We start from the raw sequence: 26,199 nt of genomic DNA, 5'->3' as shown, positions 1-26,199 counted from the left end.
GGAGTCACCACCCCACCATTCGGGATCGGCCCACAGCGTCGAACAGCTCCTCTTCGGAGCTGAGGGAGTTGCCGGGGGCGGCGTAGTAGTTGAAGACGCGCCCACCGCCGCTCAGGGCGGCGTCGAACTGGCCGGGAAGGCGGCCGGTGGCGATGCCGGGTGACACGGGGTCGAGGGCGGCGATGTCGGAGGTCAGGCCGCGAAGCGACTGGCGCACCGCGCCATAGCGCGACTCCATGCCGATGATCAGGCCGTCGATGATGAGGCGGCCCGCGCCGGTCAGGAGCGTTGCGTCCCGGCTTGGCGGGCCCTTCCAGGACGTCAGGCTGTCGGTCAGGCCGGACAGCTTGTCCTTGACGGTCCCGAACATCGACGTCAGTCCATCGATGAAGCCCTGGATCAAGGACTTTCCCGCTTCGAGCAGGGCCGTTCCGATGTTGACCAGCGCTTCCTTGGCCTTCTCCGGGAGCTTGCGCACCCAGGTCACGGCGTTGCCGACGCCGGTGGAGATCGCCTCTACGGCGTCGGTCCAGCAGCCGGCGATGAACCCGCCGATCATGGACCAGAAGCCAGAGAAGATTTCCCACCACTTCTGCGCGGCCCAGACCACGACGTCGACCGCCAGGCCCAGGCCCTTCTTCAGTCCGCCGAGGATGAACCCGAGGCTGACTTGGAGGAGCCCGAGGACGGCCGACCACAGCCCGGCCCACGCCTGCTTGACGCCCTCCCAGGCGGCATCCCAGTCGCCGCGGAAGATCGCGCTCCAGGCGTTCCAGATGCCCATGATCACACCGAAGGCGCCTTCGAACACCTGTCCGAGTCCACTCAGGGCGATGATCAAGCCATCGAGAGCACCGCCGACCAGGACGCCGATCGCCGGACCGAGGACATCGATCAGTGTCGATGCAATGACTCCCAGCATCTCGATCAAAGGCTGCGCCGAGGCGCTGAGCTGGGAAAACGCCTCTTGGAGGCCGGGCATGGCCTCGGAAACGATGCCCATGATCATCTCGGCGAGGGGCTGGATGATCGACACGCCGAGGTCGAGGAGCGCCACCGCGAGGGGCAGGACGGCGGTGAGCAGTCCGCCCGCCAGGGCGGCGAGCTGCGCCACCAGGGGCATGACGGCCTGAAGGGCCGTGAGCAGCGCGCTTCCCAGGGGCGCGATGAGCGCGTTGACGGGGCCAGTAAGGCTGCCGAGGGCGGTGGACAGTCCGCCATCACCGAGGATCGCGCCCAGCAGTGGCCCGAGGGCGGCCAGCAGCGAGCCGATGATCGGGCCGAGGGAGCCCAGCGCGGCCCCTACGGGGCCGAGTGCGGGCGCCAGGGCCGACACCCCGGATTGCAGTCCGGCGAACAGGGCTTGGAGCCCGCCACTGTCCACAAGCGACTTCAAGCCGGTGGCGACGGCGGCCAGGGCGGTGCCCAGGGTATCGCCTACGACGGGCAAGATCGCCTGTACAGCGGTGCTCAGCGACTCGAAGAACGCGATCACCGATGGGCCCGCGATACTGCTGATGCGGTTCATCGCGTCGTGCGCGGCAGACAGGACTCCGATGAGGTGCGCCTGTCCGGTGGTGCTGTTGAGGGCGTCGCCGATGGCGTTGATCGCGTCGGCGAGGGTCGCCAGCTGCGTACCGCCTGCGGCGGTTGCCGCGGTGCCGATCGCCAGCAGGGTCTTCCCGACGCCGCCGAGGACGCGCCCGAGGTCGGACAGCGCGGTCATCGCCGTGTCGATCCAGGTCTTGAGGCGTCCGTCCTCGCTGGCTCCGGTCAGGAACTCAGAGAAGCGCACACCCAGGTCCACGAACCAGGCCGAGAGTTTCGGCAGGTAGCCGGCGCCGACCTGGCCGAGGATGGCGATGATGTTGGCCAGGGCCGAGGTTCCGCCGCGCGCGATGTCGATGGATGAGCTCAGGTCGGCGAACATGCCCGGAAGCGCCGGGCCCAAGGCGGTGCCCAGGTGCACAGCGAGGTCTCCGAAGAGCCCGCCGAGCTGGGTGGCGGTCTGTTGCAGACCGGCCCGGAAGCCGGGAAGCAACGTCGTGGCCATCTCGCGGATCGGCGCGGCTGCCTGCGCCCAAAACGCCGTGGAGATGGTGTTCTGAAGGCTGGAGAAGGCCGACTTCACGTCGGGCAGGACCGTCCCGAAGTCCTTGAAGGCCGCGGCGAGCACGCCTCCGGCGATCGCCGCACCCGCCAGAATCCCGGGGATCACCAGGGCTGCGGGGGCGATGCTGGCCAGGCTCGCGCTGAGGGAGGCGAGATTGCTGGCCGCGCTCAGGGCCCACGCGCCGACACCTGCGATCGCTGCGGCGATGGTGCCGATGATGGGCGCGGAGCGGTCCAGACGCATCAGGCTTTCCCCGAGCGACTTCACCCAGTCACCGGCGACTCGCGCGCCGGACAGCGCGGCGAACGCGGCGACCACTTTGGACATGGCGACCTGGGAGACGTTCGGCTTGAAGTCCACCGATCTGGGGCGGGCCAGGTACATCAGCGTCGCGGTGACCTTCGCCGCCCACGGCTGCGACACATCCGGTTTGATCTCGCCCCGAAGGTCTTTGATCTTGTCCTGGAGGTCTTCGATCTGGCGTTCTGCGTGCCGCCGGGAGAGCGGGTCCATCTCCCACGTGATCGTCGCGCGGAGCCGTTGGATCGCTTCGAGATGTGTTTCGATCTGGCGTGTGGCACGGCGGATCGAAGCATCGTCGGCTTTCGCGCCGACCGGGACGACGACGGGATTGCGGGCGACTTCGACGCGCAGCGCGGTCAGCTCCACCCGCGCGGCGTCGAGCTTGGCGTGGGCCTGGACGTCGAGCGCCTGCTGTAGGCGCTGGCGCGCGGTGGCCAGGGAGGCGTCGTCGAGGGTGACAGCGATGGCGGTTTCGCGGCGGCCGGCGATCTCGGCGTCCAGTCGCGCCAGCTCGCGCTTCAGGGACTCCTCCGAGCTGTGGTCGACGCTGAGGCGAATCGCGGCGGTGGGGGTGACCCAGGCGATTTGGCGTTCGAGTTCGGCGCGCACCGCGGCGAGGTCGCCGGAGGCGAGGTTGATGTGGAGTTCGGTTTCGCGGACGCGGCCTAGTTCGGCGTCGATCTGCTCGACCGCCCGGCGAAGGGAGTCCGCCGAGGAGCGATCAACCCGGATGTCGAGGGAGGCAGTTTCGGCCAGGCGCTCGGTCAGCAGCTCGCGCGCGGCTTCGAGGTCGCCTTGGTTGAGGTTGACGCCGATCTCGATCTCGGCGAACTTCTCCAGCTCGCCGGTCACGGTGGCAAGTGCACGCTTCACCGATGCCGTCGAGGAGGTGTCGACGCTGAGCTTGACTTCGGCGACGTCGGCGAGGCGTTCGGCGAGCAGCGCTCGCGTGATCTCCAGGTCTTCGTCGTTGAGCGAGACGTCGACCTGGATCTCTCGGCGCCGGGCGATTTCCGCGTCAACGGTGGCCAGGGCCCGCTTCAGCGAATCGGCGGCCGACTCATCGACCTGAATGGTGATCGTGGCGGTGGCGTCGAGGTCGGCTTGCAGCATCTCGCGGGCGGCGGTCAGCTCGGCTTCGTTGAGCTTGACGCCCAACTCGATCTCGCGCAGCCTCTCAAGCTCGGCGTCGATCTGCCCGATGGCGCGCTTGAGGGACGCGGTCGAGCCTTCGTCGATGCGGAGCTTGATGTCGGCGATCTGGTCCAGGCGCTCGGCGAGGAGCGCTTCGGCTGCGGTCAGGCTGTCGCGGTCGAGGTCGACGTGCAGGTCGATCTCACCGAGCCGCACGAGTTCGCGCCGAACGTTGGCCAGAGCCGACTTCAGGGAGCCGGCGTCATCGACGTTGACCTTGAGGGTGAGGTCCTGCATCGCACGCTGCGCGGCTTCGCGGGCGGCTTTGGCGTGCTCGGTGAGTCCGGCGGCATCGAGGGTGATGCCGACTTCGATCGCCTTGACGGAGTTCTCGATCCGCTTGAGATCGCGGTACAGGCGTCCCTTGAACTCCCCCGTTTCGGGCATGATCTTCACGCCGAGGCGGCCGACGAGGGGCAGGTCAGATGCCATGCATCACCCCCTCTGCTGGAACTGGGCGTAGATGGCGGCCAGCGTCGCCTTCGGCTTGGCGGTGTCGGTGTCGGTGTTCCCCACCGTCTTCGGGCGTGGCTGGGTGGGGAGTTTCGGGGCCTTCTTGTTCCAGTTCCCGGCCGCGCGGGTGTTGAGCTGCACGGCGTCGAACAGGTCCGCCAAGAGATGCCGATCGCGTCCCCAGCCGAAGTGTTCGCGTCCGCCGGTGGCGTGGGCAACGGTCAAGCTGGTGTCGGGAAGCCTCATGATCAAAGCGAGGACGAGCATGGGGGCCGGGCCGCGGCCATCGATGACGGCGGTCAGATCAACCTGGTAGTGGTACATCAGGTCGGCGTACAGCGCGGCCCCGTACTCATCTACTAGCTCTGCGAGGCGCTGGCTTCCCCCACCTGGGCACCTTCGCTGTAGCGCTCGATGATGGTCGCCAGGACCGCCAGGTCTCCGCCGGTGGCCTTGATCAGGGCGTCGCCGGCACTGCGGGTCTCGGCCACGCAGCGGATCATGTCGGTGATCGCCTTCTCCTGGTCGGCGCCTTCGGCCTGGATCGCCTCCTGGAGCGCGGCGAGTTCATCGCGGCGGGCCCTGGGCAGGCGAAGGGGGTTGAGCAGGCGGACGGTGCGGGCCTCGTCGATGGCAATGTCGGTGGAGCCGTAGCGCGCTTCGGCGGCGTTGCGGATGTCGTCAAGGGTGAACTGCAAAGGGGTGCGGACCTCTCCTCGTATATATAAGGTGTCGCGCGGACCTGGGGGCATGGCGAGGGGCCCGGCTGGCGGTCGGTCCGCGAGGCATCCGCCAGCCGGGGAGCAAGGTGGTTAGGGGGCGATGCCGGTCGCCCAGGCCGTTCCGGTCCAGTGGGCTCGGGAGTTGTCGGCGAGAGTCACGTACTGGCCGGTGGTCCATGCCGAGGCCGGGGAGGCGGTGACTTCGGCGATCAGCTCGGCGAGATTCGCCGGGGCCAGGGAGTCGGCCGGGGTGAAGCTCCCGGGGGTTCCGGCGGTTGCGCCGGTCGCCTCGGTGCTGGCGCCCATCGGAGTCAGCGCATACGTCCAGCTGTTCGAGCCGTAGGCGACGGGCTTGACCGAGATCGGCAGGCCCGCCAGTGACTCGGTATCGGACAAGGCGAGGTCATCGCCGCGGAAGATCTCCGCCTTGGGAACGTAGATCGCGAAGTGGGCGTCACCGTCGCGGAACACCGCCAGAAACGCGGCGATCGTGGGGATCGGGTCGAGCGGGACGCCGAGGTTGCCGTCAGGCAGGGTGACGGCGTTGGCTCCGTAGTACAGGCGAAGCCCGGGGGTGTCCCACTGCTGGAGCGTGAGACCGAACGCCTCAGTCCTCGGGCTGTAGCGGGTTCTCAGGGCCTTGGCCTGAAGAGTTCCGAGGGTCGTGCCCTCGCCGCCCTCACTGGTGAGGGAGAGAACGTCTTCGAGGGAGGTGTGGCCCACGGTTTCCCATGGGGAGATCGGAGCCAGGAGGTCGGCCGGCATGGGCGCGCCGACGGGTGCGGTATAGAAATGGCCACCGCTGACTACGAGGGTGGCTGCGTCGTTAAGGGCCAGGTGTACTCCAGGGCATGCAGAAACGCCCCGGTCCCTTGCGGGAGCGGGGCGTGTATCGGGTGAGGGTCAGGGGATGTGGCGGGCGCGGGGACGGCGGATCTCGACGCGGTAGACCGTCTCGTAGCGCCACACGCCATCGGGCAGGGAGGCGTACTGGACGGGGCCCTGCGCGGAGGCGAAGTCGGGCGCACGGCGCGGCGCCGAGGTCATGGCGAATCCGACGAGGTAGCCGATGCCGGGTGTGCCTGCTTTCGCCGCTGCGGCGTCACGCAACGACACCCGGACGGCTTCGGCGAGGATCGCCGCGTCCTGGTCGCCATCGGGATCGACGGCGAAGCAATGGATCACGACGTCGGCCTGATCGACGAACCGCGCATCGCCTTCCCAGATGCCGATCTGGGGCATGCGGCGCACTAGGACCAGCGGCCAGGACTGCCGGTTGGAGATGAGCGTTTGGACGTGCACGCCGGGTAGGCGCTCGCGGAGGATCGCGACGAGAAGGTCTTCGACGGGGGACATCTCCGCCACGCGGCGCACGATGTCAGGAAGGCCGGCCACGCGGGTCGACCTCTACCTTCGGGCGCTTCTTCTTCGGCAGGTTCGACGCCCGGGTGAGGACGTAGAGGCCCTCCATCGCGCCGTAGGTCACTTCGATCTCTTCGCCGTTGACGACCTTGATGTAGGACCCGGCTGCGCGGCCCCACTCGATCGACTTCGCCGCGTACTGGCCGCGCTTGTCGTTGAGGATCACGTAGTGGTCGACCCAGCCCTTGTCGATCTCGATCTTGGCGTCTCCGTCGTGGCGGTGCTCGGCGAGGATCGCTTCTGCACGGGCCTTGATCTCGAAGGCCCGACCACGAAGGTCGGCTTGCACCCCGCGCATCTTGGCGATGTATTTCTCGGTCTGGACACCGTTGATCGACCGGAACACAGAAGGCATGTGTCAGTCACCTCCTGGGCGTTCGCGGATGTCGATGGACCAGTGCCGTGTGGCGCGGGTGCCGGTGTGCAGGGCCGGAGGTGCGGCGATGTCCCAGTGCCGGCCGTCCCAGACCACGCGGGACTGCAACGTGACGTTGGGGATGTCGGCGCGGCACAGCAGGCGCACGACGTTGATGGCGAGCTGGCCGGGAAGCTCGGCTTTGCCTGAGCGCTGGGGGATGATCGCGGCTCGGACGGTGTGTGGTGTGTCCCAGTCAACGATGTCGATGGAGTTTCCGCGCGCATCCACCACGGTCTTGCTGGGGTAGATGGTCACGAGGTGCCCGCGGCGGCGTTGCACGCTCACCATGGCGAGTCCGGCGAGGGATACAGCGGGAAGTCCGTGCCGTTCTCGGCTGGCACGTATCCGGGTTCGCCGCGCAATCGGCGGCGGGCGCTGGCACGCATCGGGCCCCATGCGGTCAGCGGGACGGAGATGACGCCGGGGCGGTCGGCTCGGCCCGCAAGGATGCGCAGGGTCGCGATCTCGTCAAGGGTGAAGGCGACGGTCATGGACGCCTCGGCGGCGTCCTCTCCCCAGGCAACGGTTTCGTCTCCTGCGCGAGACTGGACGTGGCCTTCGGGGTTGGTCAGGTGCCGCCGGACGGCGGCCAGGACGATCGTTTCGACCAGCGGCGGCGCGGTCTGCGGGTCCGGCCAGGCGGCACCGTAGTGCCGGGCCCAGCGAGAGGCGTCATCGAGGGCGGCCAGGGCGAGGCGCTGTTCGTCGGTGTCGAGTTCACGATCGAGGCGGGCGGTCAGGGCCGTGAGGGTGGCCAGCGGTGGAACCACGAACCTCCTAGCTTCAGCGCGGCCCGACGGTTCCGCGTCGGGCCGCGCTGCGGTTAGGCGTTGGCGGGGTCGGTCTCCGCGGCGCGCTTGGTGGGGGTCCACACGTCGGCGTCGGTGATGCCGGTGATGCGCGCGAGTTCGCCGCTGGCGGGCGGGTAGTTCGACGCGCCGTCGAGGGTGAGTTTGATGCCGCGCACGAAGTGCTCGCCTGCCGAGACGATCTCGGTCTGGTTCGCCTCGTCCCAGCCGACCAGGACGTCGGTGACGGTTCGGGTGCCGGCGTAGCAGTTGACGACGGAGCGGTCCTGCATGTAGGCGGAGTCGTAGTCGCGGACCCAGCGGAGTGCGTAGTCCTCGAAGGTCGTGGTCGCACCGAACGGAACGGACGCCGGAACCGAGGGCGCCGCAGTGGCCAGGACAAAGCCGGACGAGGAGAACGCGTAGGCGTCGTTGGGGCCGATCTCGTTGGACTTCACGATGCGGAAGCCGAATCGGTCGTCGATGACGGCCTTGGTCAGGGAGGTTTCGGCCTGGCGGTCGCCGACGTTCTGGGCGAGGTTCAGGTCCTTGTCGGCGAGCATCGCGGCGCGGAAGTTCGAGCCGACGAGCATGTACCGGTCCTCGCCGGGGGCGTGGAAGGCGTCGAGAACGCGTTCGGCCTCGATGAGCGCTCCGCGAAGGTTGGCGCCCGTGTTGCCGATGACCACGTTGTAGGTCTGGCCGGTGAGGGTGGACACGCACTTGCGGCTGAGTCCTCGCGCGACGGCCTTCGCCTGCGGGTTCATGAGCTTGGCCCACTGGGCGATGTCGAAGTCGAGCTGCTCGTCAGTCGCCCGGACGCCGGAGTAGTAGTTGCCGCTGAACGAGATCGAGATCTTCCGCTCGGCGTAGGTGTCGAACACGATCGGCTGCGAGCGGTCGTTGCGCCACGCATAGCTGTGGAACGGGAGCACACCTTCAACGGCAAAGGAAATCGAGTCGTTGTCGGCGCCCTTGAACTGGTCGACGCCGGTTCGGGTGAACAGGCCGGGGACGACGAGTCGGGCTTCGAGCATCCCGACCGCAGCGGACACGATCTTCTCGGGCTTGACGATAATGTGTTGGGGCGTAGCCAAAGGCCCTCCGGGGCATGGGGATAGCCCCCGGCCTTGTGGCTCGGGGGTGGTCTGGGATGGGGTTTAGCGCAGTCGCGGGCCGTAGAGGCGGGCGAGTTCGCGGGGGTCGCCGGGACCGTCGTCACCGGGGGTGCTCGGGTCGAGTCCGCCGCTAAGGGCGGCGGGTGCAGCGGCGGCGATGTGGGCGGCGACGGTTTTTGCCGCGGCCTCCAGGGCGTCGCGGTCGCTGCCGTTGAGTGCGGCGGCGACTGGCGCGGGGAGGCCGTACTGTGCGGCGAGTTCGGCGCGGGCCAGGTCGAGTTCGAGCGCGGCGGTCTTGGCGCGTTCGGCGTCGAGGGCGGTGCGGATCTCGGCGGGGTCGTCGAGCCCGGACAGTTTCTCTTCGAGTTCGCGGAGCCGGACGCGGAAGCCTGCGGCCTCTGCATTGGCGCGGGTGAGGCGATCGCGCAGAACTGCGGCCGGGATCTCCTCGGTCTCGGGCTCGGGAGCCAGTGCCTCCGGGGCGGATGCATCGGCGGGAATATCGGTGCTGGGCGTGGCTTCGTCGGTCAGTGTGTCTCCTGGACGGTGCGCGCCTCCTGGGCGCGGGATTCTCTGATGAAGCGCCGCCAGGCGGCCACGGCCGCCGTTCCGGCGTGGCCCTTGGTGGCCTTCTCCCACCGCGCGGCGTAGTGGCGGTTGAGGTCGTAGGCGGGGCTGTTGTACTGCTCGCGGCTGTGGATCTGCTCCGAGATGCACCAGCAGTGTTCGTGGAAGAGGTCGCCCTCGGCGTAAGCGCCGGTGCGGCCTGTCCGGTCGACGCCTTTGCGGACGGTGGCGGCCTTCGCCGTCTTCGCCCCGCCGCTGGCGGACGACTTGTAGACCGCGCCTCTGGACAGCAGCATTGCGCACCAGTCGCAGGGGGTTCCGGTGGTGGAGCGGCGAATCCAGCCCAGCACGAGGCGGTCTCGCCGGGCGAGGCGCGATGTCGTGTGGCGGGCGCCGTTCATCACCAGTCGCGCCGTTGAGGCGGCTTGGGCTCGACCGGCCTTGCGGTGGGCATCGTTGCGGGCGGTGTCGATCTTCTTGGCGGGCTTGTCGGTGTCGAGGGCGGCGAGCAGGGTTTCGAGCCGGTGGGGGCCGCGGGCGATGAGGGTGTACCGGGCTTCGATCTCGTCGCGCTCCTGGCGGACGTCGTCGGTCTCGGTGTCCTCATCGTCGAGCACATCGACGGGGATGTGCTCGACAGGCTCATCGCCTGGTGCTGGCCGGTCGGGTTCGTCGCGCGGTTCCTGCGGAGGCGTTGGTTTCGCGGCGACGGGAGCCGGTGTTTCCACAGGTCTGTCCACAGGTGCGGCCGGTTGTGGGGTGGGCGGTGTCGGGTTGTTGTACTCGGGGGCGAGTAGGGCAAACTCGTGGCGCAGGCTCGCCAGCGTGACCGAAGCGGGCACGGGTAGGCGTGGGTCGGCGATGGTGCGGCCTGTGCGGAGTGCCCGCACGAGGCGATAGAACGCGATCGCGAGGGAGCGCGCGAGGGCGCGGCGGGTCATGATCAGGGTGATCGCCTGCCGCAGCCAGGCCGATGTGGTCGCCGCGGCGAGCGTCGCCGGCATCGACGCCCACAGTTTCGCGGCTTCGTCGAAGGCGGCAACGCCCATCGCGGCGAGGGCAAGCTGATAGGCGCGGGTGGCGCGCTCGGCTTCGGCTTCGCGGGCTGGTGTCGTCATGACGGCTCCGCCGGGCTGAAAGCGTCACCACCGGTCACCCGGTCAATGGCGCGGGCAAGGGCCCCGTCTGAGTCCTCGGCCGCAATCCGCTCGAAGTAGTCCAGTTCCTCGCCGGTGATGCCCGGGATTCGCGTCCACAAGGCACGGGGCGGAACGCCGAGCTGTGTCGCCAGCTTTCCGAGGGCATCGGCGATGGCCGCCATGGAGCGCGAGCCGATGTCGCGCCAGACGATTTCGCCGTCGTCGGCGAGGGCAGCTTCGGCCTGCCCGTCGAGTTCGGCGGCCAGGCGGAAGACGCGCTTCCAGGGGGCGCCGAGCATGGTTTGCAGGCCGCCGAGCATCCGTAGGAATCCGGCTTCGCTGGCGTCAAGGGCTTCGGCTGCGACGTTCACCAGCTCGCCGACCAGGTAGGCGGGTGGAAGCTGCGCGAGGGCGCTGAGGTGGCGGAATGCCATCCCCACGGCCTCGATGTAGCCGGACAGCGGCGTGCCGGGCAAGGAGCCGAACTTGCTGTCGGGGTCCGGCGCGAACAAGAAGCGGCTGGCGTTGTGGTTGATGGGCGCCGGGATCGGCTGGCCGTTGGCGTCGAGGCGTGGCTTGGTGCCGATGATCTCGGAAGTCGGGTCGTCAGGGTCGGCGTATACCGGGTCGGTGAGCATGGGCGGGGCCATGCCGGTGGCCCAGCGCACGGCCCACGAGGCGTAGGACTGCGCAATCAGAAGATCGAAGATCACCTGGTTGATGCGGTCCTGGAGCCTGCGGAACGGGCCAATCACGCCGGTGGTGCGGCCTTCAAGGTCGACGTTAACCGCGAAGCGCGTCACGGGGCAGGCCGAAGAGCCGTGCTTGAAGCCGCGTGAGATGCGGACATCGGTGCCGCGGCCTTTGAAGTGCACCTCGTATCGGTGGGTGGCCGTCCACAGGATCGCGTGGCCGGGCACGCCCTTCCCGTCGGTGTTGGTCGGCCAGGCCGTCACGGTCAGGGCGCACACCGGGTCGAGGTCCGAAGCTGGATCGGTGTAAAGCGCGGCGGTTCGCATCGGGCTAAGGCCCCGTGTGCGCGCACCTTCGGAGGTCTGCTCGGTGACGGTGAAACTGTGCCCGAAGATCAGCGCTGCGCGGTGAATCGCATCCTGACGGATCGCCAGGTCAGAGGCGCGCCAGTGGTTCCATTCGGTCGAGTCGGCCGAAGAGCCGCGTCGGTAGGAGTCGACGGCCAGGGACTGCGCGGGGGCGTTGACGAGCAGCTGCATCACGTTGGTGACGGCGCGTCGGGCGAGTAGGTGGTACTCGTCGGAAGCGTTGGCCGGCATGTAGGGGTCGGGCTGGATGCCGCGGTGGTAGTTGTCGAGGTCGCGCAGCTCGTGGAGGTCGCTGTACAGGGTGTCGAGCAGCTGGCGGGCGTAGGCCAGGGCGGTGCGCGCGGCGGGGAGGATCGGCAGGTGTCACCCCCAGGGGATCAGAGGAAGTAGCCGACGCCCGCGCGCGCGGTCGTCTGGGCACCACGGCTTCGCAGGTCGCGTAGGGCTTCGTGGGCAAGGAGGAGGGCGGCGTAGAGGTCGATCTTGCGGGAGTTGTGGAGTTTCCCGAAGGAGACGCCGTGCCAGTTGGTTCGCCGGCCGACGTTGAGAACGTGGCGGCGAAGACGGGCGTCTCCGTCGTGGTGAAGGCGGCCGTCGAGGATCGCGCGGACTAGCCGCTCGTTGGCGAGGGTTACCCGCTTGAGCGATTGCCTCATGTCCCAGGCAACGCTGTTGCGGCCATCGGAGCGCACCGCCAGGCGGTCGCCGTAGGTCTGGGCCCACTCGCTCACGTGGCTTTCCCATAGAGCAACGTCGGCGTAGAAGCCCTTCACGTCGTAGAGGCGGAACATGTCGTGCACCGCGCTGTCAACGACATCGCGGTTGACCTCCCAGCCGTCGCCGGCCGGGCCGTCCGGGCGCTCCCACAGCCCCAGCACGAAGGCCGCGCCGTCGCTGATTCTGATCGCAACCAAGCCGGTCGCATCGTCGCGAAGACCACCGTCGAAGCCAGCAACAATCGCGTCGTCAGGGGCCAGTACCGCGCCCGGCTTCTCCAGCGGCACCCAGTTCTCAGGACCGAAGAGAGCGTCTTCCTCGGCAACCACCTGGTTCAACCACATTCGCCGTGAACGCGATGGCGCCATGGTCGTGTCGAGAACAGATTGAATGATCGTCTCGATGGGAAGCCACACGGCATCGCCGCGGATGCGAGGCAACACGAGGCGCAGTGCATCCGGCGTGAGCGGAGTCAAGACGTGCGCTTCGATGCTGTCGTACAGGAAGGCGACGTCGGCCGCACGGCCGTCCTGGATCTTCTGCCAGGCGTCGCGCATCTGCTCGGCGACACTGTTTTCACCAGGCTGAAAAGCGTTGGTGATAGCCAAGTAGCGGTTGTTCTTCTTGGTGGCGTTGCCGTCGATCGTCTGGTACATGCGATCGCCGGAGTTGCCGGTAACCCAATGGTGGGTTTCATTCAGGACGATGAACGTGGAGTAAAGACCGCGCCCCCTCAAGGGCGCGATAACTACTGGTCACCGCCTCAAGCCGTTGCCTGCCATGGTTAGCGCGGATGACCTCGATACCGGGCTTGATGCCGTAAGCGGCGATGAGCTCGTCCGACATCAGCGACGGCATCAGAGTCATCGTGTTACGGGTCTGGTCCCGCGAGACGGCGGCGACCTGGACCCATGCCTGTGGGTGAGCCTTGCCTACGGGCTCGCCGGTGAGCGGGCTCCAGTGAGAGAAGCGACTGGGTCCGACGAATTCGACGATCGCCAAGGTGGCGGCGAGGGGATCTTTTCCCCACCCTTTGAGTCTTTGCAGAACGGCTTTCCGATGAAGGAACCTGCCGTAATTGTCCACGGCATAGAACCAAAGCAGGAAGCGCATCTGTTCATCGGTGAACTTCCAGAATCCACCGTCTTCAGCGCGCAGGTAGCGGCTGCACCATCCGGCGATTTCCCAGCCGAGGCTGAATTCCGGTAGGCGCCAGGTGCCATCTGGATGCTTGGCCCAGGTGGGGCCCAGATAGGTGGGTTCGAGTTCGGCAATTCCTTCGAGGGTGAGCGCGATGCGGCATCACCCCCGGACCTGGCTAGGTGGCTACGCCCAGGCGCCTTTTGTAGTCGGCGATCGCGGTCACGCTGGCGTCGTCGTCGGCATCGGCGGGTAGGTCCAGCTCGATGCGGGCACGCCGGCGGTCTCCTTCGGTGACCAGGAGCGAGCCAAGCGCGGAGTAGATCGTCTGCGCCATCTGCGCCGACCGCTTGGCGGAGCGCTTGAAGTGCGACAGGTCATCGCACAGCGAGAACAGGACGGCGTAGTCGGACTGCTGGTAGAAGTCGGCCTGCCCGGAGGCGATCACGGCTTCCCAGAGCTGTGCGGCGATCGGGTGCCAGGACGGATCGGATTCAGGAGCATGTGTTTCGCGGGCGGTGCCGCGGGTGACGGCCTGTGTCTCAACGCCCTTGCGGCTTCGTGGTCGGGCAAGGTCGTCTTCGCGGTTGGGGACGGGCCCCCTGGAGGAGAAGGACATGGCTCACCTCCTGGGTTCGCGTATGCTCGCGCGATGACTCCCCGCCTGCGTGTTGCCGCGCATCTCTCCGGCGGTGCCCTGCTGCTGATCGTCGGTCTCGCAGTTCAGCGGCTCGCGATCGTTGCCGTGCAGGGGTTCACGGTGCCTGACGGGATGTCGTTGATGCTCCTGGTCGCGGTCGGGGCTTTCGACGCTTGGGTGTGGGTGAAGTGCCTGCGGCTGGCTCGGGTTCGAGCTGCGCGGCGGTAGTAGCGGAGACCGGAGTCGAACCGGCTAACGGCGGCTTATGAGGCCGATGTGCGACCGACGCACCTCTCCGCGCTGGAGGCAGGCTAGACCCATCCCCCGGTGAGGAAGTGAAGGCACAGCCAGGCGAGGCCGGCGACCAGGCCGACGCGACGAAGCTGTACCCAGCCGCTCTTTCGCGGGCGGTCGCCGGGGGTTCCGATGGCGAACCACTTCCAGATGTGTTCGCTCAAGGTGTCGTTCTTCTCCTTGCGAGCCAAGGCGACGCCTTCGAGCACGCCGAAGATGCCGAACCAGGCGAGCCAAACGATTTCCCAGAAGTCCATGTGCGCTCCGATCGAGAGAAGGTGTCCCCGCTCGGCGGGGAGGAAGACCGAGCGGGGACAGCAGGAGGGGACCGGGAACCGGTCACACCCTCCGCGCTCAACAGGCCGAAGACCTGGAGCGCTGCGGGGTTACAGATCGCCGGGGTGCCGCTCGTGACGGCGAAACCGGCGAAGGTGCCGCCGCCGAACCGCGGCGGAAGCCGCGGCGCCTTCGGCGGCCGACTTTCTGGCGTGGTGCCAGGTGCACAAGGAAGTCAGGTTGGTGTCGCGGTGGTCGTCACCGGCCTGGCGGTGATCGACGTCCGAGGCTGGTTCCGTGCAGCGTTGGCCGTAGCCGTTTCGCGCTGTGCACCTGCCGCCGTCTCGGGCGAGAATGCGGCGACGAATAGCTTCCCAATTCGACGGCAGGCGTCGGCGGCGGTCAGAATTGGTCCAGGCGATAGCGGCTCCGGCAGGTTAATCCTCGGCGGCGTGTGCGAGTCTTCGCGGACCGACCCGAGGCAAGATTTACAGACGGAAGGATTGAGCAGCTAAACCGTCTATCCCCAACCCCCTAAAAGGGGGGTTGGGAGATGAGCTGTTAAACTCGCTCTCCTTGTTCCTCTGTATGGATTACGGCCCCAGCTCGCCGAACTGGCGACGCTTGTGGTGGCCGTCACCAGACGAACAGAGCGAACGGCTCTGACCAGGGATTCCTTTTCCAGCCGGGATCGGCCGGCGGCCCTGGTCGACCCTGAAACCGTGGCAACCAGCCACCGCCTAACACGCAGTGGTCCAGATTTTCTTGCCGCAGGGGGTTACCCCCCTGTCTCCCTGCACCATGGCCAGCCATGGATACGCGCTACGTGCGCGTATTGATCCATCACACGGGCACTCAGGCTCGGGCGCGAACGACGTGCGCTCCCACCGCCACTTTCGTCGTCAATGCCGGAAATGCTCACCACTAAGGAGTGTTGACCTGGGCAAACGCTGCGCTTGACCGAAAGTATGAGTCGGAGATAGCCGATCATCCGGTACCAAAGTGAAAGTGGGAGCGTAGGTTTTGAGACGCACCACCGAGCACTGCCGGAACCGCAAGGCTCCAACACGTTGTTTCACAAGTGAATGCACGGGCGCACTACCGATAACCGACCGCGACAGCGGTGGGTGTTTGGAAGTCAATCGAGAGATGATCGCGTTAGAACGGGTCCAAGGACGCCGCATCGCAATAGGTCACGCTCGACGTGATGAACGCTTGACCGCATAGCGGTGGCCTTCATTGCGAATCTTGAAAGTGCGCCGGTCATTCACGAGTAATCGCACGATCCGTAGGGACTTCAGGTAGCGGGGCGGAAACGCTTCAGGACCTGTCGCTTGCCCATGTTACTTGAGTCATCCATAGTGGAAAGCTTGCTGATTGATTCGGCTCGCTAGGAGTATCCGCCTGTTCTGTGCGTCGTCCGACGTGCCAGGGGATCACCGCGTCGCATGCGGCCAGCGAGACCGAATCCGATCGGGCGGCAGGACAGTTCACATCCGTCTTGCCGCCCGATGCCCAAAAGTGAAAGTGGGAGCGATGGATTGCCCTGCCCGCCTGGTTGAACCCGACAGGCAGGGGAGCTCATCGCTCCCCGAACGAAGGGATCTGATCATGCCGACAGAGATCATTCACACCGTCCTCGGACGGAAGACCTACCTGTATCCGAGCCGCAGTGGGCGGCGCTGGGAGGTCTGGGCATGCAATGTCGACGATTCGCCGGGTGAGGTCGGTGAAGTCCTCCGTAAGGGCGACATCTGGATCTCCTATCTGTACCGCATTATCGGCGATCCCGGGGCCATCAATGACGGGCCCGACCCGGAATCACTCGCGCTCGAACTCGCCGATGTCGCAATACGCAGCGGGAACGTCTAGCCCGCCAGCGATGCATTGCCGTTCGGAGTCCGGATTCACCGGACTCTGTTCGGGAGCGCATCGCTCCATTCGCGAACTGAGAGGCGAAGATCAGTGACCGCACTAACCCGTGACCACTGTTTCACGAAAAGCGGAGATGCCGTCTACGTCGTACGCAACGGGAAAGTGATTCCCGTGGTCATCGATTCTATCGAACGCGACCGGGCAGAGGTCTCCACGGAGGACGGTCGTCGACTAACGGTCTTGATTTCAGAGGACATCTACAGCGATGCACAGGAGATCGGCCGGTGGCCCTAGGGGACCGCCTACTCCGGGTCTGCATGGTGGTGGACGGCTCTCGGGCCGTCCGCTCGCCACGGGCACCCGGCCCGAACGGAAGAAGGAAGTCATGTCAGCAATTCGAATCAGCCGCGATCACGTCGACCTGTTGCTCACTCTCGCATATATCCAGCGCGAGCCGTTGTCATATCGCGGCGGGGAACTGCGGCACTGGGATGCAGAGTGGTTCCGGTTCGCCGGTATCGACCTTATCCGGACCAACCTGAGGAGCGTCCAAATGGTCGACACTCCCGAATGGGATGAAGCGGATACGTACATTCCGACGTTCACTTACGGCATCCCCAAGAATGGGATCTCACCAGCATTCGCACTCAAGCAAGTTCAGTACTACGAATACCAGACCTGCGACTGGAGCGAGTGGGACAAGAGCGACGCGAAGGCGTTCTGTGACGCACTGAAATCCCGGCTCATCTCTCGGCTTCCCGGTTGGGAAGAAGCTCCCTGGGGATGGCATCGCGACATGGGCCTGAGCTAGTACCGGGTCTTCATGGTGGCAGACGGCTCTAGAGCCGTCTGCCCGCCACGGGCACCCGGCCCGAACAGGAGAATCAGGAGAGATTCATGGCGGACGATGACGTCTTCTTCATTGTCTACTACTACTTCGGTCCGACCTGGGATAACGAATCTGGATGGCGTCCCGTATGGGCACCTAACGGCACGTACGCGCTAGCACTCAAGATCGCTCGTCGGATTGCTACCGAAGGGCGTCAAGCTCAGGTGCACGCATATCGAAACGGCGAGATGTACACGCTAGACCGGCCCGTCTATCAGGCGGGGTGACCAGAGGTGGACGAGAACTGGAACCCCTTCCATGCCGTTCTTGACACGATCGCCAAGTACGACCCTGAGGGTGGGGAAACGGAACCGACCGAATCAGACCGTGATGCTCATGAAGCGTGGGCCCGAGAACGGTATGGGGACGAGACTTGGGAAGCCTACCGCCGTGGTGGATGGCACGACCCTTACGCGTTCTAAAAGCACCAGTTCCTGCGTAAAGCCGAAACGCCGTGAGGCGTCGGCGCGAGCGGATCTCGCGTCCTGATGATAGGCAACCATCGCAAAGGAAGAATCATGTTCGAAGGCAAGCTGTACAAGTCGACGCAGTCTCTCTCCGTTCCGGACGTCGCTAAGCGCCTGAGGGTGGATGTCCGCCGGAAGCGAGAGCAGCAGGTGATCACGCCGATGGCGTCGTACTCGGTTACCTCCGACCCGGGCGCTATCCGGATCGTCGTGAAGGACCGCCCGGACTCCTGGGTGTTCACAACCGACGATCAGGGGGTGCGGCGGTACTCGTCCGACGCGGAGCGGCTGCACAGGCAGCTCAAGGGGATCGCCGACACGTACAACTACGAGAAGAACGGAGAGTTCCGTTTCCACTTGTCGATCGACTTCCAGTCCGACGCCGAGGCCGCTCGTGAGAAGGCGGAGAAGTACCGGCGCGACATGGAGAAGCTGATCAAAGAGGCGGAGGACCGCGAGCGGCTGGTGTACAGGCCCGCCGCAGATGGGCAGTCGGTCAGCATCGACGGCAAGCCGGTGGGTCACATCGGCTTCACCAAGCTCGGGCACGAGGATGCCCCCTGGCACGCCACGCAGAATGAGCCCGGGTCGGTGACCGAGTGGTTCCCCGACCGCATTGCAGCCTTGATCCACGTGTTGAAGAAGCGCGAGGACAAGCCGCAAGCCGCCCCGCCTGCCGCACCGTCCAAGCCGCTCGCCGAGGCACCGAAGGTCACCTTCTCCGCGCCCGAACCGTCTGCGCCTGCGGTCACGCCGCCCGCTACGCCCTCGGGGCCGGTGACGGTCTATGAGAGCCCCACCGCGGGCGCGGCCCCGGAGAAGGTGATCGTCATCGAGCACACTCGGGCGCTCGGGACGCTCGTGCGGAACACCGTCTTCCCCGACGGCTCCCGCTACGTCCTGCGCAAGGCCGGATGGCAGTGGGACAAGAAGGGCGGGACCTGGCACAACGCAGACACGATGAATCAGGCCGCCAACCGGCCGCTCATCGACAGAATCACGGCCGCGCTGGAGACGCTCGACCTCGCGGTCCGCGTCACGATCGACGACACTCCCGCCGCGCCGGTGAAGCCAGAGGCGACGACGGCACCGATCCCCACCCCCGCACCGAAGGTCATTCCGGCCGTCCAGGCGGCCACCGACCCGGTTCGGCCTGCACACGTCGTCGGCACAGGGAACCGCCTGGTCCGGGCCGTGGCCGAAGCCAAGACACCGATCGTGGAATCCCGTTCCGATGGGGCGCCTGAGGAGTGGCGGCTTGTCCAGCGCATCGCACAGCTGAAGGAGCGCGCCGAGCGGGTTGAGAAGGCAGCGGGTCTTCTGGCCCCGACCGCCTTGGCTGAGGCGGCATGGTTCAAGCGAGAGGCCATGATCTACGACGAGGAGATCGCCGACCTACAGGCCGCGCTCGACGCTCTTGACGAAGAGGCCCCGGTCTGGTTGCCGGAGCACTTCCAGACCGGCGACCTGGTCTCCAAGGCGGGAGAGTGGATGCGCGTGGTGTCGGTCCATCCCGATGGACTGCACGTGATCACTCTGACCAGCTCCAACAAGTACCGCCCTGCCTACGACTCGATCCGGGGCCGCATGCGAGACGGTGTTGTCGAGACCTGGCCTCCCGCCCCGCAGCCCGTGAAGCCCGATGAGCCGATGGCGAACGTCTTCATCGTCAGCGCGGGCAAGAACCCCGCGAAGTCCCGCTGCCTATACCGGGTGAGCGTCGCCGACGCACGCAAGATCTGCTCCGACCCTCGCACGGCCGGTCGGCACTTCGGGCTGCACTACACCAGCGCCGACATCGACTCCACCGTCTTGTACTCCTGGGGTCACGACGACGGCCGCTATGACGAGCTGCTGGCAGAACTGGGAGTGAAGCTCCACCCCACGCCCGAGCAGCACTGAAAGTGAAAGTGGGTGTAAAGCCGCACCCACTTTCATCAACAAGAGCCGCCGACACGGTGCATGTGTCGGCGGCTCCCCAACCACGAAAGGCCCCTTGAGGATGGAAGCTACTTTCGCAGCGACCAGCGTACTTGCCTGGATCGACTGCATCGGCTGCGCACGGGAAGGCCGCCCACTCGGGCGCGCGATCCCCGCCGCCGAGCTGAGCCGCTACAGCACCGCCGACCTGCACGACGGCGGTATCGCCCCCGCCGGACACACCGAGTTCGCCGTTACCGAGCTGCGCGGCTTTCACGGCATGGCCGTCCACACCGACCCCGTGGACGTCATCGAGAACACCGCCCGAGCCCTGGCATTCCTGGAGCCCGACGACCGCCCGCGATTCGCCGCCTACATGCGCCTCCGCCGCAATCGCACAACCCCTGGCGACGGTCTGCGCTTCCGCAATCGGATCACCATCGAGGCGCTGATACGCCAGCGCGAGAAGGCCACCTACGGCTATCCGCTTCCCCGCCCGGCGGACCCCACCGACTAGCAACTCCCCCGGCGGCATCGAGGTGATGCCGCCGGGCCGACCCCTGGAGACCAGTGCCAGCACGAACCACCGACGTCCGTTCCATCGTCCTGGACTACCTGTCCGAATCACCCGTCAGCGGCCTCACGGTCTACGAGATCGCGGACGTCCTGCGACTCAGCACCCGGGATCTCAAGTACCTGCTGTCTGAGGCATGGCACGACGGTCAGGTCATCGAGATCCGGCGGCCCGCCTGGGTTCGTCCCACGCCGCGCCCCGACTCAGAAGGCGACTGGTACATCCGACGCTGGTCGATCCCACCGCACCCGGAGACATGCGCATGAACGACACCATCCGCGCGATCCTCGCCGACATCGACGTCGCACACACCCGCTGGGAATCCGAGCGGGCACCACACCAGGTGAACGGCACTCCCACCGACTATCGCCGCTGGGACGAGCTGATCGCCGATCAGAACGAAGAGGCCGCCGAACTGCTCGCCACCATCTACGGCCGTCTCCATGACGCACTGACGCCGCCGTCGACCTGACCACTTCACCCAACGCAAGCACAGGGCTCCGCCATCAGGCGGGGCCCTTTCTTACGCCCTGGAGCACGCACATGACCTTCTCGATCACCGATCGGGTCGTCTCCCTGATCGAGGCGCCTGATATCGAACGCGGCGAACCCGGCCGCATCATCGCCGTCAAGAACCGCCGCTTCCCGGTCGACACCGAGTATCAGGTGGAGTTCCGGTCCTTCGTGCACCGCTGGATGACGGCGAATCATCTCGGCGCGATCCCGGATGACGTCGCCTATCCCGCGCCGTCCCTCCTGATCCGCCCCCTGCTCAGCATCGGTGGATGCGACGTCGCCATGCTCCTAGCGCTGCACGTGTACCACAGATGCGCAGAGCTGGTGCCGATGAGCCGTGACGAAGTCATGCGGGTTGTCACGACCTTCCTGTGGGACCACGGACGGGGTGCGTTCGACGACTTCTACGTGGAGTTCACCCCCAGCGAAGCCGCCCCATTCATTCAATGGGCGGTAGGTGAAGTGCGCCGCCACTTCCCGCACCTCGATGACGCCGAACTCGCCGACCTGCTGGCCAGCTACGGCCCCGAAGCCACCACGGAGAACCCAAAGTGGTGACCATCGACGCCCGCCCGGCCAGTTGGCAGCCGCGCCACCGCCGCCCGCAAGCCCTGGTCTCCGGCCCCGTGGCGGCCCTTGCCGTTGTCCTGGCGTGGCTGGCGATCCTGGGATCGGGAGTCGCAGCGGGCATCGATGCCCGCAGCGTCACCGTGGGCCTGATGACCGGCGCCGCCGTCCTGTTCGCGCTCCTGGGATGCAGCGTGGTCGTGCTGGGATTCGCAGCCCTGATCCGCGGAGGCCGCGACTGAGAATCACGCCCCGCCGCGACGAGATCGCCGCCATCACCGAGATCCTGACGTCACAGGACTACCCGACGCCCGAGGCGATGGCCAAGGCCGTCATCGCCGCCGCGGCCGACCTGCTGGAGATGCGCGACTGGCAGGCGCTGACGCTGGTGAATCCCGACGGCTCGCGCTGGCTCTCATTCGGGCCCATGTCGTCGGTGAAGGAAGCCGAGAAGCTTGCCAAGAGCATGGCGATCGGCGGCCGGTTCGGCATCACGACCCTCTACAGCGTCGGACACATGCGCGCCGCATGTACCGGCAAGGCCGGACTCAAAGGGTTCTGCGGTCACGCCGGCTGCGGACACCCCCCGTGGGCGCACGCCTTCGATGCCGCCTCGCGCGGACGGTGCGTCATAGGCGGATGTGCCTGCCCGAAGTTCTGCAAGTAGACGCCCGGCCGACGTGTGTCGGCCGGGCCCCACTCCGAGAGGAACCCATGTACCTGCCCGAAATCCCGAGCATCGCCCCGGACTTGCCCGTGGCCGAGATCTACTTCATGCACTGCCGGACGTGCGATGCACACGGCCCCTGGGTCGGTGCCCTCGACTATGGGACCCGAGACCACCTTTGGGACCTCGACCACCGACAGGCGACCGGTCACACCAAGTTCTACCGCTGGTCCGTGACCCGCCAGACCGCCGACATCATCTGACCCGCAGTCCGACACGAAAGGAGACGGCTGTGACCAAATGCGTCCCGTACGAAGTGTGCGGGTGCGGCAAGCGCGGATTCTTCGACGAGCACGACGCGGCCAAGAGCCTTGGGCGCGCACAGACCAAACGCGACCGCGCCGCCCAAGCCTGGCCGACCAGACGCGGCATGGTCCGCGAGTCCCGCTACTACGCCTGCCCGGACTCCGGGCTGTACCACCTCACCAGCGAATCCAAGCAGCGGAAGGCGGCGCCCATGACGAACTACTAGGAGGACACCCCTGATCGAGTTCCAGAAGTACCCCAAGACGCCCCGTCTCTACCGGAGCGTCACCATCACCGAGAAGATCGACGGCACCAACGCCACGGTCATCGTGAATCCCCTGTTGCCGATCTTCACGCCGGGCGACGCGTTCGCCGATGGCGTGGTCGTGCAGCTAGGCGAACACCTGTACCTCGTCGGCGCACAGTCCCGGAACCGCGTGATCACCCCGGACGCCGACAACTACGGCTTCGCCGCATGGGTGCACGCCAACGCCCAGGCGCTCGCCGATGTCCTCGGCCCCGGCCGACACCACGGCGAGTGGTACGGGCACGGCATCAACCGCGGATACGAGATGCCGCAAGGCGTCCGGCGCTTCGCGCTGTTCGACGTGAACAGGTACGCCGAAGCGCTCGCCATGGCGGTGCACCTCCCGTACGGCCTCGGCATGGTCCCGCTCCTCTACGACGGGCCGTTCGCCGATGTGTCCGTACAGCAGGCGCTAACGCGCCTGAAGGTGCGCGGGTCGTTCGTGACACGTCCCCCCGCCGACCACGCCGGCGGCCCCCTGCCGCCGTACCGCAACCCCGAAGGCGTCATCGTCCGACACGAAGACGCCAGGGCGGTCTTCAAGGTCCTCATCGACCGCGATGAGCTCCCGAAGTCCATGGCCGCCTAACAACCCCTCGCGTCAGCAAGCGCCGCACGGTGACTTGCTGACCATGTGGCGCTTGCTGGCGCTCCCAACCCCAGCAAGGAGCGCCCAACGTCCATGCCGAAGAAGTCCACCACCGAATCCCGCCCGTACATCAGCTTGGCCTACATCCTTGATGACCTCGGGGACGAGACTGGGCCTCTACCAAAGAGCACCTTTGCTGACTGGCTGGTCAAGGGCCGCGCGCCTCATGGAATCAAGTTGCCTAACGGCCAATGGAGGTTCAATCGTGAGGACTACCGGGCATGGAAAGAAGCGCTCCCCCATAGCAAGGGAGCCACATGCAGAACTTGAACATCAAGTTCAAAGAACTGGACGTCAGAGTAGGAAAGAAGCGAACCACCTATACCGTCATCTGGACCATCGAGGGTGTAGTCAAAGAATTCCGGGCCCCCTACGGCTCGAAGACAGTCGCCGATGCAGAGCGCTCGCGGCTCATGACCGCCTATCGCAACGGGGAACCGTTCAGCATCGAGACCGGCCGACCGGTTGCCGACAATCCGGCGCCAGAATCCGAGCCGGAGCAAGAAGGAATGCGCTGGTTCGAACTCTGTTGCACGTACCTGGACGTGAAATGGAAGTCAGCATCGGGCGGCTATAGACGAGCCCTGGCCGACGCCCTGGTCGATCTCACAGAAGCACTGGTGGTCAGCGCACCTGACCCGAAACCCCCGCTCAAGGAGCTGAGGGCCGCCATGCGTTCCTGGGCGTTCAGCGGTCGGCTGCAACAGAAGAGCGCGACGGCTCCGGAGGAGTTCGAAGCGGCGCTGAAGTGGCTCGCTGAGAACACTCCGCCCGTCGCCGCCCTGAAGAAGCCCCGGGTTGGGTCCGAACTGACACGGGCCATGTTGACCCGGATCGGCAGTAAGAAGAACGGTAAGCCGGCCGCGGCCAACACCTCGACGCGTAAGCGTCAGACGATGACCAACATCATCAACTACGCGATTGAGCTCGACATCTTGGAAGCGAGCCCAATGGTCAAGGTACGCAAGCGAACGGTCAAAGCCGACAGCGTGATCGACCCTGCAACGCTGCCGAACGACGAACAGGCGATAAGGCTGCTTGCGGCCGTCGAACGCCAAGGAGAGCTAGCGAAACGGCTAGTAGCGTTCTACGCCTCGATCTTCTGGTCCGGGCACCGCCCGGAAGAACTCATCTTCGCACGAGATTCCAGCCTACCCGCAGAACTGCCTGTCCCTGGAGAAGTGGGGGAATGGCGATTGACGGGCGCCGAACCAAAGCCAGGTGGAATGTGGACGGATGACGGTAGCCCCCGAGAGGCTAGGGGTCTTAAGCATCGAGACGAGGGAACGGTGAGGACCCCGCCCATCCCCCCCGAGCTGACGCCGTACCTTTCTCGGCACCTAACCCTCTACCCAGTCCCCAAAGGGGGCCGCCTCTTTGTCGGCCCGCGCGGCGGCATCCCTGGCCCGGAGGGATACGGCGAGATTTGGCGAAGGGCACGAGAGGAGGCGCTGACGCCGGAGGAGTTGAAGCGTGGCGTCGCAAATGAAGTCCGCTCTCTCCGCCGGGCATGCGCCTCACGCTGGCTGAGGAAGGGAATCCCTAGCACCCAGGTTGCCGATTGGATGGGCCACTCTGTTGCCATTCTTCACCGCAACTACGCCAAGGTGATCGACGGCCAGGCCGAGGAGGCGAAAGAGAGCCTTCGCCGCGTCGAGTCCCCCCGTCGTCGCCGTCGCCGGGGTCGACCTCGTCGCTAACAGCCGTGCGTTAAATACCAGGTCAACCCCAAGATCAATCCCAAGGTTGACGCATCAGCATTTTTTCGATTTTTTTCTCGGCCCGGCCGGAAGTGACCGGTAGGAGCCGGACACAGCCGAGACGCACCAAGATCAGCCTTGCAACAACGGAACGCCCCCCGACCTGGATAAGTCCAGGTCGGGGGGCGTTTTTGCTGCTCCAGAGCGGAAGCTGTGGGATTCGAACCCACGGAGGCTGTGACACCTCAGCAGTTTTCAAGACTGCCGCCCTCGGCCACTAGGCGAAGCTTCCCGTGTCGGGCCCCACCGTTGAGGTGAAGTCTTCTCACCCCGGTGGTGAAGGTCCGGTCGCGGTCCAGTTTGCCAGATAGCATCCAGATCATGCGAGCGGTGGTAGTGCGGGATGGCGAGTTGAGCTGGGGTGCGGTCGCGGATCCGGAGGTGGGTGAGGGCGAGGTGCTCATCCGGGTGGCGGCGGCGGGGGTGAATCGGGCGGACCTGCTGCAGCGGCGGGGTTTGTATCCGGCGCCGGTGGGGGCGCCGGCGGGGGTGGGGCTGGAGTGTTCTGGTGAGGTGGTCGCGGTTGGGCCGGGGGTGACGCGTCGGCGGGTCGGGGAGCGGGTTTGCGCGCTGTTGCAGAACGGTGCTTACGCGGAGCTGGTGGCCGTCCATGAGGGACTGACGATGTCGATCCCGGCGGGGTTGTCCATTGAGGACGCCGCGGGGGTGCCGGAGGTGGCGTGCACGGTCTGGTCGAATGTCTTCGAGGTGGCGCGGTTGCAGCCGGGTGAGTCGCTGCTGGTGCACGGGGGTGCCGGGGGGATCGGGACTTTCGCGATTCAGCTGGGGGTCGCGAAGACGGCGAGGGTGTTCACCACGGCGCGCAAGGAGAACCACGCGGACCTGCGGGAGCTGGGCGCGGAGGTGACCATCGACTACCGCGACGGGGATTTCGTGAGCGTGGTGCAGGGGCTGGGTGGGGCCGATGTCATCCTCGACAACATCGGGGCGGCGAACCTGGCGGGCAACATCGACGCGCTGGCGCCGGACGGGCGGATCGCGGTCATCGGGTTCCAGGGCGGGCGGCACGCGGACGTGGACTTGGCGCGGCTCATGGGGAAGCGGGGGACGCTGTACTCGGCGGGGCTGCGGCAGCGGCCCCTCCATCAGCGGGTGTCCATTGTGGAGGCGACCGAGCGGGGGGTGTGGCCGCATTACGCGGACGGCACGATCCGCGCGGTGACCAGTGAGCGGGTGCCGATGAGCGAGGCGGGCCGGGCGCACGACCTGCTGGACGCCGGGGGCAACCTCGGGAAGGTGCTGCTCATCCCGGGCTGAGCCATGGGACGCGGCCGCGCGACGAACGAACCGAACAGGCCGAACAGGCAGCGCCGAAA

32 protein-coding genes and 2 tRNA genes are annotated in these 26,199 nt (G+C 66.5%); 16 read left to right on the top strand and 18 right to left on the bottom strand.

Annotated elements, in window-relative coordinates; genetic code table 11:
- Positions 1 to 4 precede the first annotated feature (4 nt).
- From QSK10_RS30595 to QSK10_RS30525, 15 genes are all read right to left on the bottom strand, one after another.
- Positions 5 to 4,042, bottom strand: a complete 4,038-nt coding sequence (locus tag QSK10_RS30595; RefSeq protein ID WP_285666864.1) for a hypothetical protein — start codon at positions 4,040 to 4,042, stop codon at positions 5 to 7.
- Between the two features lie 3 nt (positions 4,043 to 4,045).
- Positions 4,046 to 4,387: a hypothetical protein gene (locus tag QSK10_RS30590; RefSeq protein WP_285666863.1), complete on the bottom strand. Its 342-nt coding sequence runs from the start codon at positions 4,385 to 4,387 to the stop codon at positions 4,046 to 4,048.
- Between the two features lie 35 nt (positions 4,388 to 4,422).
- On the bottom strand, positions 4,423 to 4,761 hold the full coding sequence (locus QSK10_RS30585) for a phage tail assembly protein (protein WP_285666862.1): 339 nt from the start codon (positions 4,759 to 4,761) through the stop codon (positions 4,423 to 4,425).
- A gap of 114 nt (positions 4,762 to 4,875) precedes the next feature.
- Positions 4,876 to 5,622 carry a phage tail tube protein gene (locus QSK10_RS30580; RefSeq protein WP_490246406.1) on the bottom strand — a complete coding sequence of 249 codons (747 nt, stop codon included), beginning with the start codon at positions 5,620 to 5,622 and terminating at the stop codon, positions 4,876 to 4,878.
- A gap of 66 nt (positions 5,623 to 5,688) precedes the next feature.
- A complete protein-coding gene (locus QSK10_RS30575) occupies positions 5,689 to 6,180 on the bottom strand; it encodes a hypothetical protein (protein ID WP_285666860.1) in 492 nt (163 codons plus the stop codon).
- The gene (locus QSK10_RS30570) at positions 6,164 to 6,562 is read right to left on the bottom strand and encodes a DUF5403 family protein (RefSeq protein ID WP_285666858.1); all 399 of its coding nucleotides are present in this window, start codon (positions 6,560 to 6,562) and stop codon (positions 6,164 to 6,166) included. Before QSK10_RS30570 ends, QSK10_RS30575 begins: the two co-directional genes overlap by 17 nt.
- A gap of 3 nt (positions 6,563 to 6,565) precedes the next feature.
- Entirely contained in the window at positions 6,566 to 6,880 is a 315-nt protein-coding gene (locus tag QSK10_RS30565) for a phage head completion protein (RefSeq protein WP_285666855.1), read from the bottom strand.
- Positions 6,881 to 6,906: 26 nt separating this feature from the next.
- On the bottom strand, positions 6,907 to 7,395 hold the full coding sequence (locus tag QSK10_RS30560) for a hypothetical protein (RefSeq protein WP_285666854.1): 489 nt from the start codon (positions 7,393 to 7,395) through the stop codon (positions 6,907 to 6,909).
- 53 nt (positions 7,396 to 7,448) lie between these two features.
- Entirely contained in the window at positions 7,449 to 8,468 is a 1,020-nt protein-coding gene (locus QSK10_RS30555; RefSeq protein ID WP_285666853.1) for a phage major capsid protein, read from the bottom strand.
- Between the two features lie 105 nt (positions 8,469 to 8,573).
- Positions 8,574 to 9,170 carry a hypothetical protein gene (locus QSK10_RS30550; protein ID WP_285666852.1) on the bottom strand — a complete coding sequence of 199 codons (597 nt, stop codon included), beginning with the start codon at positions 9,168 to 9,170 and terminating at the stop codon, positions 8,574 to 8,576.
- Positions 9,059 to 10,216 (bottom strand): VG15 protein, encoded by a 1,158-nt coding sequence (locus tag QSK10_RS30545; RefSeq protein WP_285666851.1) that lies wholly within the window; start codon positions 10,214 to 10,216, stop codon positions 9,059 to 9,061. Before QSK10_RS30545 ends, QSK10_RS30550 begins: the two co-directional genes overlap by 112 nt.
- Positions 10,213 to 11,598: a phage portal protein gene (locus QSK10_RS30540; protein ID WP_285666908.1), complete on the bottom strand. Its 1,386-nt coding sequence runs from the start codon at positions 11,596 to 11,598 to the stop codon at positions 10,213 to 10,215. Before QSK10_RS30540 ends, QSK10_RS30545 begins: the two co-directional genes overlap by 4 nt.
- 77 nt (positions 11,599 to 11,675) lie before the next feature.
- A complete protein-coding gene (locus QSK10_RS30535) occupies positions 11,676 to 12,671 on the bottom strand; it encodes a hypothetical protein (RefSeq protein WP_285666850.1) in 996 nt (331 codons plus the stop codon).
- Between the two features lie 37 nt (positions 12,672 to 12,708).
- On the bottom strand, positions 12,709 to 13,128 hold the full coding sequence (locus tag QSK10_RS30530) for a hypothetical protein (protein WP_285666849.1): 420 nt from the start codon (positions 13,126 to 13,128) through the stop codon (positions 12,709 to 12,711).
- Positions 13,129 to 13,333: 205 nt separating this feature from the next.
- Positions 13,334 to 13,774 carry a phage terminase small subunit gene (locus tag QSK10_RS30525; RefSeq protein ID WP_285666848.1) on the bottom strand — a complete coding sequence of 147 codons (441 nt, stop codon included), beginning with the start codon at positions 13,772 to 13,774 and terminating at the stop codon, positions 13,334 to 13,336.
- Positions 13,775 to 13,807: 33 nt separating this feature from the next.
- Between QSK10_RS30525 and QSK10_RS30520 the strand changes: the two genes are divergently transcribed.
- On the top strand, positions 13,808 to 14,023 hold the full coding sequence (locus tag QSK10_RS30520; RefSeq protein WP_285666846.1) for a hypothetical protein: 216 nt from the start codon (positions 13,808 to 13,810) through the stop codon (positions 14,021 to 14,023).
- On the opposite strand, the gene QSK10_RS30515 is transcribed toward QSK10_RS30520, so the two are convergent.
- Positions 14,024 to 14,095: transfer RNA gene (locus QSK10_RS30515), tRNA-Met, on the bottom strand. It lies immediately after the preceding gene.
- Positions 14,096 to 14,106: 11 nt separating this feature from the next.
- A complete protein-coding gene (locus QSK10_RS30510) occupies positions 14,107 to 14,346 on the bottom strand; it encodes a hypothetical protein (RefSeq protein WP_285666844.1) in 240 nt (79 codons plus the stop codon).
- Positions 14,347 to 15,976: 1,630 nt separating this feature from the next.
- Between QSK10_RS30510 and QSK10_RS30505 the strand changes: the two genes are divergently transcribed.
- The 14 genes from QSK10_RS30505 to QSK10_RS30440 all read left to right on the top strand — a co-directional run bounded on the left by QSK10_RS30505 (position 15,977) and on the right by QSK10_RS30440 (position 24,802).
- Positions 15,977 to 16,237 (top strand): hypothetical protein, encoded by a 261-nt coding sequence (locus QSK10_RS30505; protein WP_285666843.1) that lies wholly within the window; start codon positions 15,977 to 15,979, stop codon positions 16,235 to 16,237.
- 388 nt (positions 16,238 to 16,625) lie between these two features.
- The gene (locus QSK10_RS30500) at positions 16,626 to 17,051 is read left to right on the top strand and encodes a hypothetical protein (protein ID WP_285666842.1); all 426 of its coding nucleotides are present in this window, start codon (positions 16,626 to 16,628) and stop codon (positions 17,049 to 17,051) included.
- Positions 17,052 to 17,137: 86 nt separating this feature from the next.
- A complete protein-coding gene (locus QSK10_RS30495; RefSeq protein WP_285666841.1) occupies positions 17,138 to 17,356 on the top strand; it encodes a hypothetical protein in 219 nt (72 codons plus the stop codon).
- Between the two features lie 291 nt (positions 17,357 to 17,647).
- Positions 17,648 to 19,498: a hypothetical protein gene (locus tag QSK10_RS30490; RefSeq protein ID WP_285666840.1), complete on the top strand. Its 1,851-nt coding sequence runs from the start codon at positions 17,648 to 17,650 to the stop codon at positions 19,496 to 19,498.
- A 100-nt stretch (positions 19,499 to 19,598) separates the two neighbouring features.
- Positions 19,599 to 20,033 (top strand): hypothetical protein, encoded by a 435-nt coding sequence (locus tag QSK10_RS30485; protein ID WP_285666839.1) that lies wholly within the window; start codon positions 19,599 to 19,601, stop codon positions 20,031 to 20,033.
- 53 nt (positions 20,034 to 20,086) lie between these two features.
- On the top strand, positions 20,087 to 20,356 hold the full coding sequence (locus QSK10_RS30480; RefSeq protein ID WP_285666838.1) for a hypothetical protein: 270 nt from the start codon (positions 20,087 to 20,089) through the stop codon (positions 20,354 to 20,356).
- Positions 20,353 to 20,562 carry a hypothetical protein gene (locus QSK10_RS30475; protein ID WP_285666837.1) on the top strand — a complete coding sequence of 70 codons (210 nt, stop codon included), beginning with the start codon at positions 20,353 to 20,355 and terminating at the stop codon, positions 20,560 to 20,562. The genes QSK10_RS30480 and QSK10_RS30475 overlap by 4 nt, the downstream gene beginning before the upstream one ends.
- Before the next feature lie 71 nt (positions 20,563 to 20,633).
- On the top strand, positions 20,634 to 21,164 hold the full coding sequence (locus tag QSK10_RS30470; RefSeq protein ID WP_285666836.1) for a hypothetical protein: 531 nt from the start codon (positions 20,634 to 20,636) through the stop codon (positions 21,162 to 21,164).
- Positions 21,161 to 21,415, top strand: coding sequence for a hypothetical protein (locus tag QSK10_RS30465; RefSeq protein ID WP_285666835.1), 255 nt, complete (start codon positions 21,161 to 21,163; stop codon positions 21,413 to 21,415). Before QSK10_RS30470 ends, QSK10_RS30465 begins: the two co-directional genes overlap by 4 nt.
- A 77-nt stretch (positions 21,416 to 21,492) precedes the next feature.
- Positions 21,493 to 21,840, top strand: a complete 348-nt coding sequence (locus tag QSK10_RS30460; protein WP_285666834.1) for a hypothetical protein — start codon at positions 21,493 to 21,495, stop codon at positions 21,838 to 21,840.
- A 47-nt stretch (positions 21,841 to 21,887) separates the two neighbouring features.
- Positions 21,888 to 22,103, top strand: a complete 216-nt coding sequence (locus QSK10_RS30455; RefSeq protein WP_285666833.1) for a hypothetical protein — start codon at positions 21,888 to 21,890, stop codon at positions 22,101 to 22,103.
- Between the two features lie 29 nt (positions 22,104 to 22,132).
- On the top strand, positions 22,133 to 22,372 hold the full coding sequence (locus QSK10_RS30450) for a hypothetical protein (RefSeq protein ID WP_285666832.1): 240 nt from the start codon (positions 22,133 to 22,135) through the stop codon (positions 22,370 to 22,372).
- A 10-nt stretch (positions 22,373 to 22,382) separates the two neighbouring features.
- On the top strand, positions 22,383 to 23,042 hold the full coding sequence (locus QSK10_RS30445) for an RNA ligase family protein (protein ID WP_349497716.1): 660 nt from the start codon (positions 22,383 to 22,385) through the stop codon (positions 23,040 to 23,042).
- A gap of 317 nt (positions 23,043 to 23,359) precedes the next feature.
- A complete protein-coding gene (locus tag QSK10_RS30440) occupies positions 23,360 to 24,802 on the top strand; it encodes a tyrosine-type recombinase/integrase (protein WP_285666831.1) in 1,443 nt (480 codons plus the stop codon).
- 205 nt (positions 24,803 to 25,007) lie between these two features.
- Here QSK10_RS30440 and QSK10_RS30435 read toward each other — a convergent pair.
- Positions 25,008 to 25,094 (bottom strand) — tRNA-Ser (locus QSK10_RS30435).
- An 89-nt stretch (positions 25,095 to 25,183) separates the two neighbouring features.
- Between QSK10_RS30435 and QSK10_RS30430 the strand changes: the two genes are divergently transcribed.
- Entirely contained in the window at positions 25,184 to 26,140 is a 957-nt protein-coding gene (locus tag QSK10_RS30430; protein ID WP_285666830.1) for an NAD(P)H-quinone oxidoreductase, read from the top strand.
- Positions 26,141 to 26,199 lie beyond the last annotated feature (59 nt).

This window comes from Actinorhabdospora filicis, from assembly GCF_030269765.1.
Taxonomy (GTDB): Bacteria; Actinomycetota; Actinomycetes; order Mycobacteriales; family Micromonosporaceae; genus Actinorhabdospora; species Actinorhabdospora filicis.
This window is presented reverse-complemented; position numbering and strand designations above follow the sequence as displayed.